Here is a 14,024-nt window from a genome sequence, read left to right as displayed (position 1 = left end):
GTGTAGATGTAGATAAGGCGTTTCTTCGGCGCCGACCGGGATTTCTAACCGGTCGAATGAAGGAAATACCGGTGTCCGCCCACGCGTCAGGTCGTGTACGCGGGCATCCACTGAAAAGGAAAAGGATCTAGAACTCAATGAGTCGAATCGCCCTAGCTCCGCTCGCACGTCGTGTCCCGCGACCAGCGCCGCGCGCATGCCAATTGGCCCGTGGCGGTTGCGCCGCCACAGCCGGCGTTGCCCGCGCGGTACGGCGTTCGACCGACAGTACCGGCCAGCCATCGCACCCAGGCCGCACGCCAGAGCATCGGCGCGTCGTTCCGGATATTCCGTCCATCTAAAAATAGCGCTCGCCATGCCACATGCCCTGATTGTTGAAGACGATCCCAATAGCCTGTCTGGCCTGTCCGCCATCCTCGCCGCCGACGGCTTTTCCGTCGACACCGCGACCACCATCGCTGAGGCCCGGGCCGCGCTGACACGCTTCATTCCCGACGTCGTGCTGGTCGACCTGAATCTGCCGGACGGCAGCGGGCTCGACGTGCTGCAGCACCTGCCCGCGCACCCACCCGGCGGCGCCTTGCCCGTGATCGTGATGACCGGCAATGCAACGGTCGAGAGCGCGATCGAGGGTCTGCGGCACGGCATCTGGGATTACCTGCTCAAACCGGTCAACATCCCGCGTCTGCGCAGTCTGCTCGCCCGGATTCCGCGTCCGTACGAGCTGACCGAGGAAGTGCAGACCCTGCGGGCAACGCTGCGGCAACTCGGCCGTTTCGGCTCCCTGCTGGGCCGCAGCGGCGCGGTCCAGCATGTGTACGACACGATCGAGCACCTCGCGCCAACCGAAGCGGCCGTACTGATTTCCGGCGAAGCCGGCACGGGCAAGCAGATTGCCGCGCGCACGCTGCACGACATGAGCCGGCGCCGCAAAGGGCCGTTTGTCACGTTCGATTGCCGGAATGCCGGCAGCGTCGCGGCGTATCGCTCGCTCGACAGCGTACTGTTCGGCCACGAGCGCGGCGCATTCAGCGGTGCCGAACAGCGCGAACCGGGACTATTCGAGCAGGCCAGCGGCGGCACGCTGTTCATCGACGAAATCGCGGAACTGCCGCGTGCCCAGCAGGAAGCATTGCTGCGCGCCCTCGATTCGCAGACTTTCATGCGGGTCGGCGGCACGAACCAGGTGGTAACCGACTTCCGGCTGATCGCATCGACACGCAAAAACCCGCGCGCGGCGGTTGCCGACGGCAGCTTGCACCAGGACCTCGCGCTGCGTCTCGAAGCGGCCGCGATAACCCTGCCGCCGTTGCGCGAGCGTGGAGACGATCCTGCGTTGATCGCGCAAGCCGTTGTCGATGAACTGAATCACGAAGCGATCTCGCGCGGCACGCCGGAAGTGGCCAAGCAGATCGGGCCGAACTTCCTGCGCGAGTGTCTTTCGTACGAGTGGCCGGGCAATGTGCGCGAGTTACAGGATCGTGTGCGCCGCGCCTATCACGCGTCTGGCGACGTGCTGGAATCGCTGCGCGCCGATGAAGCGGGCTCGGCAAACGGGCGCGACCTGAACGGCAGCCGCGTGCAGGTCACGGTCGGCACCCCCCTCGCGGATGTCGAGGAAATGCTGATCCGCGCGACGCTCGACGCTGTCGGCGGCACACGCCATCGCGCGGCATCGCTGCTGGGAATCAGTCCGAAGACGCTGTACAACAAGCTGCAGCGGATGCGGCTGAACTGAGCGGATGAGGCCGGCCTCGCGGCAGGCCTCGCCTGAATGGAAAACGGCGCCTGAGAAAAGGCGCCGTTTTTTTGCCCGATGCAAACGCATGAGTCGTTGATCCGCGATCCTCAACCTGCTAACGGTTGCTTCCGGATTGCCCCCGGCCGCTCAGGCGAACGCGCTGCGCAGCAAGGCTTGCGCCTGCAGATACTGCGGCTCGGCAACCAGCTTGCTCCACTTGAGCGCCTTGCCGCGCGGCCGCATCCGCTTGAGCCGCTGCTGCGACTCCTTCGACGGCGTGAAACGCAGCGCTTCCAGCACCTTTTCCGCTTCGTCCGGTTGATTGCAGATCAGCACCATGTCACAACCGGCCTCCAGTGCGGCGCTCGCGCCTTCCGTCAGCGTGCCGCCCTGGCGCGCGGCTTCCATCGAGAGATCGTCGCTGAAGACCGCGCCCTCGAAGCGCAATTTTTTGCGCAGGATGTCCTGCAGCCAGACGCGCGAAAAACCCGCCGGCTTCGCGTCGACCTGGGGATAAACCACATGGGCGGGCAGCACGGCCCCGAGCGACACACCAAGCCAGTCGTACGGCGCCACGTCCTCGCGCAGGATCGCCTCGAGCGAACGGTCGTCGACCGGCATCGCGACGTGCGAGTCCGCCTGCGCGAAGCCGTGCCCTGGAAAATGCTTGCCGCAATTACTCATGCCGGCCAATGCAAGGCCGTGATTGAGGCTCTTCGCCAGCAGGGCCACGACTCGCGGATCGCGATGGAACGAGCGATCGCCGATCACCTGCGACTGGCCGTAGTTCAGATCGAGCACCGGCGTAAAACTCATATCGATGCCGCACGCGCGCAATTCTGCCGCGAGGATATAACCGACCGCGGTCGTCACCTTGGTGGCGTGCAATACGTCACTGTCCCACAGCGCGCCGAGCTTGCCCATTGCCGGCAGCGCGGTGAAACCGTCGGTGCGAAAGCGCTGCACGCGGCCGCCTTCGTGGTCGACGGCGATCAACAGATCGTCGCGGATCGCGCGGATCGAATCGGTCAGCGCGATCAATTGCGCGCGGCTCTCGTAGTGGCGCGCGAACAGAATCACGCCGCCGGTCATCGGATGCGCAAGGCGCCGTTTATCGTCGTCGTTCAGCGTGGTACCGACCACGTCGAGCATGACCGGTCCGGGAGTGGTTTTCATCGAATTCCGCTAGAAAGAAGCCTGAGAGCAAAGAGAGACACGGCCGACGTGCGCCGCGTTCAAGATTTTTTTATTCGTCGCTGGCGGGCGCGCGCGGGGCGTCCGGCGCTCGCACCGCATCCCCTGTTTCAGCAATCACGAACGACACGGCGTAATCGCGTTCATCGCTGATGGTCACGCGCGCCGTAATGCCGCGCGCGTCGAGCCATTCAGCCAGCTCGCCCGAGGCCACCACCATCGGTTCGCCGCTCGGCTTGTTCAGCGTTTGCAGCGCGCGCCAGGTCATCGGCCAGCGCATGCCGAGGCCAATCGCTTTCGAGAATGCTTCCTTGGCCGAGAACCGCGTGGCGAGAAATGCGAGTCCACGCGCCGCCGAACGCGCGTGGCGAGCGTGATATACGCGCAGCTCGTCCGGGCCGAGCACCTTCTCGGCAAAGCGGCCGTTGGTGCGTGTCATGACCGCAGCCACACGGCTGACCTGAACGATATCCGTACCGATGCCGTAGATCGTCATGAGTGGCGCCGCGGCGTTACGCGTTTGCGCCGAGACGGGCGGCAACCATGATCGCCTTCATCTCGCGCACGGCGTTTTCCCAACCGGCGAAAATCGCATGCGCGACGATCGCATGGCCAATATTCAATTCGACGATGCCTTCAATTGCGGCGATCTGCTGAACATTGGTGTAGTGCAGGCCGTGACCCGCATTGACCTTCATGCCGAGCGTCGCACCGAATTCGACGGCACGCACCACGCGCTCATATTCGCGCTGCTGCTCGGCCGGATCGTGCGCTTCGGCATAGCGGCCCGTGTGCAGCTCGATCACCGGCGCGCCCGCTTCGTGCGCGGCGCGAATCTGCGTTTCGTCCGGATCGATGAAGAGCGATACGCGCGAGTTCGCTGCGGCGAGTTGCTTGCACGCGGCGCGCACGGCTTCGAACTGGCCTGCGACATCGAGACCGCCTTCAGTCGTCAGTTCCTGACGCTTTTCCGGCACGAGGCAAGTGTCGTGCGGCTGCACCTCACACGCGATGTCGAGCATCTCCTGGGTGACGGCGCATTCCAGATTCATGCGTGTTTTCAGGAGCGGCCGCAGCTTGCGCACGTCGGCGTCGACGATGTGGCGGCGGTCTTCACGCAGATGCAGCGTGATTACATCGGCGCCGGCCTCTTCGGCCATCAAGGCGGCGCGGATCGGATCGGGGTAAGAGGTGCCGCGCGCGTTGCGCAGCGTGGCGACGTGATCAATATTCACGCCCAGGTCAATCACATTCGGCGAGGTAAGAAAGAAGCTCATAAGTTCTGCAAGTCGATCAGTATCTGGCGCGTCGCGAGCGGCGTGCCGCCAAGGTAGGTATTGAGCAGAAAACGCATCAGCGTTTTGCTTTGCGACACGGTCTGGGCTCGATGGTAATCGTCCTTTTCCATATCGAGCAAGGTCTGTCCGGCGATCACCGGCCATTGGGCTGGCAGATCGTCCGATGCTTCGCGCACGCCGCGCTCCGGGTCGAATACGTAGCGCCCATCGGCCTGCACGGCTTTGCGCGCGACGGTGCGATCGAGCGCCATCGCATAGCCGGTTTCCCGCAGCAACACACGTTCGAACGAACGTAACACCTGCACGGGCGGTTCGTCATGCGCGAGACGCGTCATCGTGACGACGTAGTGGTGGAAAAGTTGCGGATGCGGATCTTCGCGTGCGCAGAATTTGACCAGCAGTTCGTTGACATAGAAACCGCACAGCAGCGCATCGCCCGCTAAAGGCAACATGCCGCCAACCCATTCGGCGCCGGTCAGCGTGCGCACTTCGGATTTGCCGGACCACGACAATGCGAGCGGCTGGAAGGTCTGCAGCACGCCGCGCAAAGCGGAGTGCGGACGTTTTGCGCCCTTCGCGACGAGCGCGAGACGGCCATGATCGCGCGACAACACGTCGATGATCAGACTGGTCTCACGGTGCGGATAGCTGTGCAGGACGAAGGCAGGCTGCTCCGCGATCCGGTAATCGGAAGCGGAAGTGCGCGCGGTGCGGCGCGCGGGCGCTTTGCGCGGCTCGCCTTCGGCGCCTTCTCCGCGTTGAGCGGCCTGAGCGCCTTTGGTATTCGATGAGGTTTTTTTGGTAGCGCGAGCGGGTTTGGACGACTCGCGTGCCGGCGCTGCCGGCTCCAGGTCGTCCGGGTCAGCGTCGGAATTCAGCGTCATCCACGCGTCATTCGTACCCATATGCACGGAGTCCGGCTTCGTTGTCAGCCCAGCCGCTCTTCACCTTGATGAAGGTTTCCAGATACACCGGGCCGTCGAACAGCTTTTCCATATCGAGGCGAGCCTCAGTGCTGATCTGCTTCAGCTTGGCGCCTTTCTGGCCGATGATCATCGCTTTGTGCATATCGCGATCGACCATGATGGTCGCGAAAATGCGGCGCAGGCGGCCTTCGGTTTCGAACTTGTCGATCAGTACGGTGCTCGTGTACGGCAGTTCGTCGCCAGTCCAGCGGAACACTTTTTCGCGCAGAATTTCAGCGGCGAGAAAACGCTCGCTGCGATCGGTCAGGTCGTCTTCGCCGTAGATCGGCGCGCCTTCCGGCAGGAACGGCTTGATCGTTTCCATCAAACGCTTAATGTCTTCCGCATTCTTCGCCGACAGCGGCACGATCTCGTTGAACTGGCGCAGCGCCGCCACCTGCTGCATGAATGGATACAGCGAATCTTTATCCGACACGCGATCGAGCTTGTTGGCGATCAGCAGCGTGGGCACCGACGGCGGAATCAGGTCGAGCACTTTCTGGTCGTCCGGTCCGAAGCGGCCGGCTTCGATCACGAACAGGATTGCGTCGACCGACGTCAGCGTGGACGTGACCGCGCGATTGAGCGAACGGTTCAGCGCGCCGCTGTGCTTGGTCTGAAAACCCGGCGTATCGACAAAAATGTACTGCGCGTCTTCAAGCGTATGAATGCCGGTGATGCGATGGCGCGTGGTCTGCGCCTTGCGCGAGGTAATGCTGACTTTCTGGCCGACCAGCGCGTTCATCAGCGTGGACTTGCCGACATTCGGGCGGCCGACGATCGCGACCATGCCGCAGCGAAAACCAGTGGGAGTGGGAGCGTTCATATTCGGGTTACGGCAAGTTCAGATCGACACGCGAGCAACGGCGTGCCGATGGCAATCAATGGCCCGCATCGGCGACACGGGTTTGCACCGCGTCGGCTACGCCGGGTTCGTCTTCGATGGGTGCCTGCACGCCGGTCGTGGGCACGGCTGCGCCAGGTGTGGTGTCCCGGCTGCGGTGTTTGTCGGCGATGCGCACGGCGGCGGCTTCCGGTTTGGCGTCAACGGGCTTTGCTTCTGTGGGCTTCGCTTCTGCAGGTTTTGCATCTGTGGGCTTCGCATCCGCAGGCTTCGCGCCTTCGGATCTGGCTTCTGCGGATTTGGTGTCCAGCTTTTCGGCTGCCTTATCCGCTGCTGCCTTGTCCACCGATCTGTCGCCCGGATGGCCGATTGCCTTGTCCGCCCTTTCCGCGCGCTCCGACTTGTCCTGTCCGCTGTATTCCACATGCGCGGCGCGAATCACAGCCAACGGCGCGGACGTCGCAGTCACAGCCGGCCGCTCCTCCGCCGCAGGCGCGTTGCGAACCTCGCCCCGAGCGGCACCACGCTCGCTCTTGCGATCCGGGCTGCGCAAATCGAGCGCGGCCTGTACACCGGTCACACCGGGCACGATCTCCTGCTCGGCATTCTTCGCCGCACGAGCGCCCTTCGAGCGCTTCGGCTTGGCGACCACCGCGGGTGCGGCCGCCATCACCTCGTCGAGCGCCTTTTTGGCCGCAGCCTGCTCGGCCGCACGACGGCTCGCGCCGGAGCCGGACACTTTGACGTCCAGCTTGGGCACCGTGCATTCGACTTCAAATTGCTGATTGTGCGCCGCACCATGAGTAGCGACGACCGTGTACGTGGGCAACGCGATCTTGTGACCCTGCAGATACTCCTGCAGTAGCGTCTTGGCGTCTTTGCCGAGTGTGCGCGGGTCGATGTGATCGAGAATCGGCACGTAAAGGCGCTTGATGACCGTCTGTGCCGCATCGAACCCGCCGTCGAGGAACACCGCGCCCAGCACGGCTTCCAGCGTGTCAGCCAGGATCGACGGGCGGCGGAAGCCGCCGCTGCGCAGCTCGCCCTCGCCGAGACGCAGGCCTTCGGAAATATTCAGGGCCTGAGCGATTTCGTAAAGCGACTGCTGTTTGACCAGATTGGCGCGGACGCGCGACAGGTCGCCTTCGTCCAATTTGCCGAAACGTTGGAACAAAAGCGCAGCCACCGCGCAATTTAGAACGGAATCGCCAAGAAACTCGAGCCGTTCGTTATGCGTGGAACTATGACTGCGGTGCGTTAAAGCCTGGCGCAACAATTCCGCATTGCGAAATTCGTAGCGCAGACGGCTTTCCAACGGAGATAGGGGCATGGGCAGAGTATAACGCGGGCGCCTGCCCCGGCGAAAACGCGGGACGGCCAGCGGAAAAAGCGTAGTGAAGCGACGTTACCGCAGATTCTTAAAGTAGCGTCACAACACGCCGCGACCAGGATGACCGAAGAGTGGGCACCAGCGCGACGTGTCGTGCGATCGAAGCAAGCGTGCTCAGTGGAATGAGCCGATGCGTTTCAGATCGCTGAAGTTCATCCAGATAAAAAATGCGCGACCCACAATATTCTTGTCCGGCGCAAAACCCCAGTAACGGCTATCCGCGCTGTTGTCGCGGTTGTCGCCCATCATGAAGTAATTGCCGGGCGGCACTTTGCAGATCACGCCGCGTGCGTTGTACGTGCAGTTATCGCGATACGGATAGTCTTCTGCGCCGACGATGAACGGCGGCACGGCCGGGTTGTTCAGAATCGCGTTCTTGCGGCCGTCGAGATCTTCTTCAAATTGCTTTGCGTAGCCGAGGCGTTCTTCGTCGAGATAGTCAGGCAGCGGGGTTTCCGGCACCGGCTTACCGTTGATCGTCAGTTGCTTGTCCTGATAGGCAACGGTGTCGCCCGGCAGGCCGATCACGCGCTTGATGTAATCGACGGATTCGTCTTTCGGATAGCGGAATACCACCACGTCGCCACGCTCGAGCGGACGGCCTTCGGTGATTTTCGTGTTGACGATCGGCAGACGGATACCGTAGTCGAATTTATTGACGAGGATGAAGTCGCCCACCAGCAGCGTCGGCACCATCGAACCCGACGGAATCTTGAACGGCTCGACCACAAACGAGCGCACCACGAACACCACCAGAATCACCGGGAAAAAGCTGGCCGAATACTCGAGCCACCACGGTTGACGCAGCTTGTCGTCACGCAGACGGGCACGGGTTTGCGCCGCGTTTTCGTCGGCGAAACGCTCACCCACGCGTGCCTGCTGGCGGTCGAACTCGGCGACCACAGCATCTGCCGCGCGGCGCCGTTGCGGCATGAAAACCAGTTTGTCTGCGACCCATGCGACGCCCGTCAAAATGACGAGCACAAAAAGAATCAGCGCAAAATTCATAGGGTTCCGTTGTTCGTCTTATTTGTCTTCGACACGCAGAATCGCGAGGAAAGCTTCTTGCGGAATCTCGACGGACCCGACCTGCTTCATTCGCTTCTTGCCTGCCTTTTGCTTTTCCAGCAGTTTCTTCTTACGGCTAATATCGCCGCCGTAGCATTTTGCCAGCACGTTCTTACGCAACGCTTTAATGTTCTCGCGCGCGATAATGTTCGCGCCGATCGTGGCCTGAATCGCGACGTCGTACATTTGACGCGGAATCAGTTCACGCATTTTCGACGCCACTTCCCGGCCGCGGTACTGGCTTTGCGAGCGGTGCACAATGACCGACAGCGCGTCCACCTTGTCGCCGTTGATCAACATGTCGACCTTCACGACATCCGCCGCGCGGTATTCCTTGAACTCGTAATCCATCGACGCATAGCCGCGCGAAATCGACTTCAGACGATCGAAGAAGTCGAGCACGACTTCGCCCATCGGAATTTCATAGGTCAACTGCACCTGGCGGCCGTGATACTGCATGTTGATCTGCGTGCCGCGCTTTTGCGTGCACAGCGTAATCACCGAGCCGACGTAATCTTGCGGCATGTACAGATTGACGGTGACGATCGGCTCACGCACTTCCTCGATCTTCGAAGGCTCCGGCATCTTGGCCGGATTTTCGACCATGATGGTCGTGCCGTCGCGCTGCAGGACTTCGTACACCACGGTCGGCGCCGTGGTGATCAGGTCCATGTCGAACTCGCGCTCGAGCCGCTCCTGCACGATTTCCATGTGCAGCAGGCCGAGGAAGCCGCAGCGAAAACCGAACCCGAGCGCCTGCGACACTTCCGGCTCGTACATCAGCGAGGCGTCGTTCAGCTTCAGCTTTTCCAGCGAGTCGCGCAGCGCATCGTACTGGTTCGCTTCGACCGGATAGAGACCGGCGAACACCTGTGGCTTCACTTCCTTGAAGCCTGGCAGCGGCTCAGGAGCAGGGCGATTCACCAGCGTCACGGTGTCACCCACCTTCGCGGCAGCCAATTCCTTGATGCCGGCGATGATGAAACCCACCTGCCCCGCCGACAGCGATTCAAGGTTCTTCGACTTCGGCGTAAATACGCCGATATGCTCGACCGGGTACTGCGCACCGGTCGCCATCATGCGGATCTTGTCTTTGGGACGCAACGTGCCGTTCACGATGCGCACGAGCATCACGACGCCCACGTAGTTGTCGAACCACGAGTCGATGATCAACGCTTGCAGCGGCGCTTCCGTGTCGCCCTTAGGTGGCGGCACCTTGGCAATCAGCGCTTCGAGCACGTCTTCCACGCCGAGGCCGGTCTTCGCGCTGCAATGCGTGGCATCGGTTGCGTCGATGCCGATCACGTCTTCAATTTCCGCGATTGCGTTCTCGGGATTGGCGGCCGGCAAGTCGATCTTGTTGAGCACCGGAATCACGTCGACGCCGAGCTCGATCGCCGTGTAGCAGTTGGCCACGGTTTGCGCTTCCACGCCCTGGCTTGCGTCGACAACCAGCAACGCGCCTTCACAGGCCGACAGCGAGCGGCTGACTTCATACGAGAAGTCGACGTGGCCCGGCGTGTCGATCATGTTCAGGTTGTAGATCTGCCCGTCACGGGCCTTATACGTCAGTGCGGCGGTTTGCGCCTTGATCGTGATGCCGCGCTCGCGCTCGAGATCCATCGAGTCGAGCACCTGGGATTCCATCTCGCGGTCGGACAAGCCACCGCAGATCTGGATGATGCGATCGGCGAGCGTCGACTTGCCATGGTCGATGTGCGCAATGATCGAGAAGTTACGAATATGATCCATTCAGTGCCGATCAAGCAAAAAAGGCGCGCTCGGACAATAGCGGAGCACGCCTTGTAAGTAGGTGAAAAACCTATCTATTTTAGCCGAAAAGGCTGTCGCCCGGCGCATCTTGCGAGGCTCGGGCGGAAAAGACGGCTCAGGAGAAGCGTGAAACGGGGTGTGAACGGCGCACGTTCGCGCCCGGTTTGAGCCCTTAATCAGGCTCCGAATATATGGACTCCAAATGCATGACCGCTAACATCTGGATTCCGAATGCGCTGCCGCACAGCGTGCGGTGAGTGCGGCACGAACCCTCGCTGCGTCGAGATGATAGTGACACAGTTCGACGCCGTCGCAGACCAGAACCGGCACCAGTTCGTTATAACGGGCTTCCAGCACCGGATCGGTGTCAATGTCGATCACGACGAGCTGCGCGCCGAACTCGGCCAGCAAAGGTGCCAGTGCCGCATGCATGTCGTCGCACAAATGGCACCACGCGCGCCCGTAAAGCGTGAGCGGCGCCACCCCGGTCATTTCTGGGCGCTGCGCGGGCGAACCGGGACGAACTGCGTGTTCTCGCCGCGACGAACCAGCAGCGCAACCATCTTCTGCGGGTCGAGGTGAGAAATCACGTCGTCGAACTGCTTCGCGCTTGTGATATCCGTGTCGCCCACACGCAAGACGATGTCGCCCTTTTGCAGCCCGACACGCACGGCCGGGCCGTCTACCGCGTCGATCTGCACGCCGTTGTGCAGCTTCAGCGCCTTCATCTGGTCAGCCGGGATATCGCTAACGGCAAGACCCAAAACGTTCGTAGCGCGCTGCTTCGGCGCCGGCGGTTTTTTGTCATCGGCCTTGGCAGTCTTGTCCGGCTGCATCTCGGCGATCGTGACCGGCAGATCGCGCGTCTGACCCTTGCGCCAGATCGTAATCGTCGACTTGGTGCCCGGTTTCGTATCGCCGACCATGCGTGGCAGATCCGTTGCCGTGTCGACCGAATGGCCATTGAACTTCAGGATGATGTCGCCAGGCTGCACGCCTGCCTTGTCCGCCGGGCCGCCCGGCTCGACGCTGCTGACCAGCGCGCCCTGCGCTTTCGGCAGACCGAGCGAATCGGCCACGTCCTTCGTCACTTCACCAATCGCCACCGCGATCCGGCCACGCACGACCTTACCCGAGGTTTTCAGCTGATCGGCCACGCGCATCGCCTCGTCGATCGGAATCGCGAACGAGATACCCATGAAGCCGCCCGTGCGACTGTAAATCTGCGAATTGATGCCGATCACTTCGCCCTGCATATTGATCAGCGGACCGCCCGAGTTCCCCGGATTAACGGCCACGTCAGTCTGGATGAACGGCAGATAATCGCCCGTGTCGCGCCCCTTGGCGCTAACGATACCGGCCGTCACCGTGTTCTCAAGACCGAACGGCGACCCGATCGCGACCACCCATTCGCCCACGCGGACCTTGTTAGAGTCGCCGATCGTGATGGTCGGCAAATTGGCGGCACTGATCTTCACAACCGCAACATCGGTCCGATCGTCCACGCCGATCAGCTTGGCTTTGAACTCGCGCTTGTCCGTGAGGGTGACGTAAATCGTATCCGCGTCGTCCACGACGTGCGCGTTGGTCATCACGTAACCGTCTGCCGACAGAATGAAGCCCGAGCCGACGCCACTGTTCTGTTCAGCATCACTGTTGTCAGGCGAATCCTGGCTGCCGCCGCTACCGCTCCCACCGTTATCCCCACCGCGCGGCGAACCCGGCGATTGGGGCGACTGCGGCAACGGAATGCCGAAGAAGCGGCGGAAAAACTCCGACATATCGCCGTCGTCCATGCCTGGCGGCAATCCGCCACGGGCACCGCTGTTCGACACCCGCGTGGTTGTGCGAATGTTGACGACGGCTGGGCCAACCTTGTCGACGAGGTCAGTGAAGTCGGGCAGATTGGCTGCTGCGGGAGCCGCCGACGCCGTGTGCGGCATGAGCGGCAAACACGCCACTACCACCGCGGCCGCGAGGAATTTGCGCACCGAGAAAGTCGTCATATCGTAGCAAGCCGAGGGATTCGAGTGATTCGGAAGATTACTTCGGAGCTTTATATTCTATGGCAGACGCAAATTGCTGCAATGTGGTCTGGGGCACTTCACCAAGCAGAGTAATCCAGAAGTCGCCGCGCCGCTTGACTAGCACGTGTGTGGCGCCGCTGCTGCCCGCGCCTTCCTTGCGGGTGTTGTTCTCGACTGGCTCAACGAACACCGAAATGGCCGCGAGGCCATCGGAGAATACCGCCTGATCGACCGGAATGGTCGGCTGGCCAGCGTCCCGCGCAGCCATGGGGCGACGCAGTTCGCGAATCTTGTGGAAGCCCGGCACGGTCGGCGTGATTTGCCAGCCTTGCGCGGCCATATCGACCGGCTCGACCGGCGGACGCACCACCGTCCAGCCCGTCAAATTACGAATGCCGTTGGCGATGGCGGTTTTGTCGACCGGCACGCCAATGCGAATCTGCGAAAACGATAGCTGCTCGAGGACCTGGCCATTCGGGTCAAGCGTCTGCGCGCGCAGCAGCAGACCCGTCTTCTTGTCGGCCCATAGCTTGTAAGCAAAGCGGTACGCGTCTTTCGGGTCGAGCTCGATCACCTGGCTGTCGATACCCGCAACGCGGTCGTCGCCGAGCAGCTTCGGCTCGTATACGGACAGCACCTGCTCACCGCTAACGGCCAGCAGCGCGGGGAATGAATCCTTGTTCTGGCGCTTCTCGACCACGCACAGATGCCGCTCGGGCACGAACGTGTAGAGATCTTCGTTGTGGCGAAGCATTTTGCGCGGCTTGCCGTCGAGGCTTTCGAGTTGCTCGAATTCGCCGTCAGTGCGGGTCGCATAGTGCGCGATCCGCGACGTCTGCACGAAATTGCCGCGCTGATAGACGAAGGCGCCCTCGTAGTTCTGCTGCTGGGCGGCTTGATGAATCCGATCGAGCAGCTCCGCAGCCGTGCGACGGGCGACGAGCGGATCGTCGGTTTGGGCAAAGACCCGCGGTGTGGCGGACAACAATACGGCTGCGCAGAACAGAAATGCCGGCAGCCGCCCCCAGATAGTCGTTTTAATCAACCGCGGAGTCTGCATCAAACTATTGGCCTTGCGTAGAAACAGCGGCAGCGCGAATCAGCGGCATCGAGCCCGGCATGACCGGTTGTTGCGCGAATTGCTGGTGAGCTTCCAGATACTGATCGAGACTTGCGTCACGAATGATGTTGGCGTCTTGCGCAACGGGCTGAACCGTCGCAACGGGCACCGACGCCATGGCCACGCGCTGCAGCGAATCGCCATGCGACTGGAGCGACGCCATTTGCGCGCCTCCAGGGCCGCCCGGCACGCCTTGCAGTTGCGGCACGACAATCCACGTCAGCGTGGCAGCGGCAGCGGCGACAGCAAAGGCCGGCACAACGCGGCGGCGCAGCGCCAGCAAACGGCGCGCAACCGGCATGGCTGCAGGTGCGAGCACGTGTGGCTCATTGTCGAAACGTGCGGCAAAACCACTCAGGAACGCGCTGCTCGCCGCCGGGCTGACCGCCAGATCGTCAGAACGCAACGCGTCGCCGATCAGGTGATAGCACGACCAGGCGGCGCGATCCTCGCCGTCCAGTTCAGAAACAAACGTGTTCAGATGCTCTTCGCCGAACAACTCGCCGTCGACAAAAGCGGACAGACGCTCGCCGCGCGAGCTGGCTTGCGATTGCATCGAGACCGACCCCATGATGCTCCCCATCTTACGAATACCCCGTAGTGA

At 62.0% G+C, this 14,024-nt stretch carries 13 protein-coding genes; 1 reads left to right on the top strand and 12 read right to left on the bottom strand.

Annotated features, from left to right (window positions below; all coding sequences use genetic code 11):
• The first annotated feature begins 355 nt into the window (after positions 1-355).
• On the top strand, positions 356-1,738 hold the full coding sequence (locus BCY88_RS10630; RefSeq protein WP_120344212.1) for a sigma-54-dependent transcriptional regulator: 1,383 nt from the start codon (positions 356-358) through the stop codon (positions 1,736-1,738).
• Between the two features lie 150 nt (positions 1,739-1,888).
• Here the strand turns inward: BCY88_RS10630 and nagZ are convergent, their stop codons facing one another.
• From nagZ to BCY88_RS10570, 12 genes are all read right to left on the bottom strand, one after another.
• Positions 1,889-2,917, bottom strand: a complete 1,029-nt coding sequence (gene nagZ / locus BCY88_RS10625) for a beta-N-acetylhexosaminidase (RefSeq protein WP_120344211.1) — start codon at positions 2,915-2,917, stop codon at positions 1,889-1,891.
• Positions 2,918-2,987: 70 nt separating this feature from the next.
• Positions 2,988-3,431, bottom strand: a complete 444-nt coding sequence (acpS, locus tag BCY88_RS10620) for a holo-ACP synthase (RefSeq protein WP_120344291.1) — start codon at positions 3,429-3,431, stop codon at positions 2,988-2,990.
• A gap of 16 nt (positions 3,432-3,447) precedes the next feature.
• A complete protein-coding gene (gene pdxJ / locus BCY88_RS10615; protein WP_120344210.1) occupies positions 3,448-4,212 on the bottom strand; it encodes a pyridoxine 5'-phosphate synthase in 765 nt (254 codons plus the stop codon).
• Positions 4,209-5,138, bottom strand: a complete 930-nt coding sequence (gene recO, locus BCY88_RS10610) for a DNA repair protein RecO (RefSeq protein WP_120344209.1) — start codon at positions 5,136-5,138, stop codon at positions 4,209-4,211. The genes pdxJ and recO overlap by 4 nt, the downstream gene beginning before the upstream one ends.
• Entirely contained in the window at positions 5,125-6,024 is a 900-nt protein-coding gene (gene era, locus BCY88_RS10605; RefSeq protein ID WP_120344208.1) for a GTPase Era, read from the bottom strand. Before era ends, recO begins: the two co-directional genes overlap by 14 nt.
• Positions 6,025-6,079: 55 nt before the next feature.
• The gene (gene rnc, locus BCY88_RS10600; RefSeq protein WP_120344207.1) at positions 6,080-7,372 is read right to left on the bottom strand and encodes a ribonuclease III; all 1,293 of its coding nucleotides are present in this window, start codon (positions 7,370-7,372) and stop codon (positions 6,080-6,082) included.
• A 174-nt stretch (positions 7,373-7,546) separates the two neighbouring features.
• The gene (gene lepB, locus BCY88_RS10595; protein WP_120344206.1) at positions 7,547-8,440 is read right to left on the bottom strand and encodes a signal peptidase I; all 894 of its coding nucleotides are present in this window, start codon (positions 8,438-8,440) and stop codon (positions 7,547-7,549) included.
• An 18-nt stretch (positions 8,441-8,458) separates the two neighbouring features.
• The gene (gene lepA / locus BCY88_RS10590; RefSeq protein WP_120344205.1) at positions 8,459-10,252 is read right to left on the bottom strand and encodes a translation elongation factor 4; all 1,794 of its coding nucleotides are present in this window, start codon (positions 10,250-10,252) and stop codon (positions 8,459-8,461) included.
• Positions 10,253-10,486: 234 nt separating this feature from the next.
• Positions 10,487-10,765, bottom strand: coding sequence for a glutaredoxin family protein (locus tag BCY88_RS10585; RefSeq protein WP_120344204.1), 279 nt, complete (start codon positions 10,763-10,765; stop codon positions 10,487-10,489).
• Positions 10,762-12,279: a DegQ family serine endoprotease gene (locus BCY88_RS10580; RefSeq protein ID WP_120344203.1), complete on the bottom strand. Its 1,518-nt coding sequence runs from the start codon at positions 12,277-12,279 to the stop codon at positions 10,762-10,764. The genes BCY88_RS10585 and BCY88_RS10580 overlap by 4 nt, the downstream gene beginning before the upstream one ends.
• 37 nt (positions 12,280-12,316) lie before the next feature.
• On the bottom strand, positions 12,317-13,360 hold the full coding sequence (locus BCY88_RS10575) for a MucB/RseB C-terminal domain-containing protein (RefSeq protein WP_120344290.1): 1,044 nt from the start codon (positions 13,358-13,360) through the stop codon (positions 12,317-12,319).
• Between the two features lie 4 nt (positions 13,361-13,364).
• The gene (locus tag BCY88_RS10570) at positions 13,365-13,991 is read right to left on the bottom strand and encodes a sigma-E factor negative regulatory protein (protein ID WP_120344289.1); all 627 of its coding nucleotides are present in this window, start codon (positions 13,989-13,991) and stop codon (positions 13,365-13,367) included.
• Positions 13,992-14,024: the final 33 nt, after the last annotated feature.

Source organism: Paraburkholderia fungorum (assembly GCF_003610895.1).
GTDB classification, from domain to species: Bacteria; Pseudomonadota; Gammaproteobacteria; order Burkholderiales; family Burkholderiaceae; genus Paraburkholderia; species Paraburkholderia fungorum_B.
This window is presented reverse-complemented; position numbering and strand designations above follow the sequence as displayed.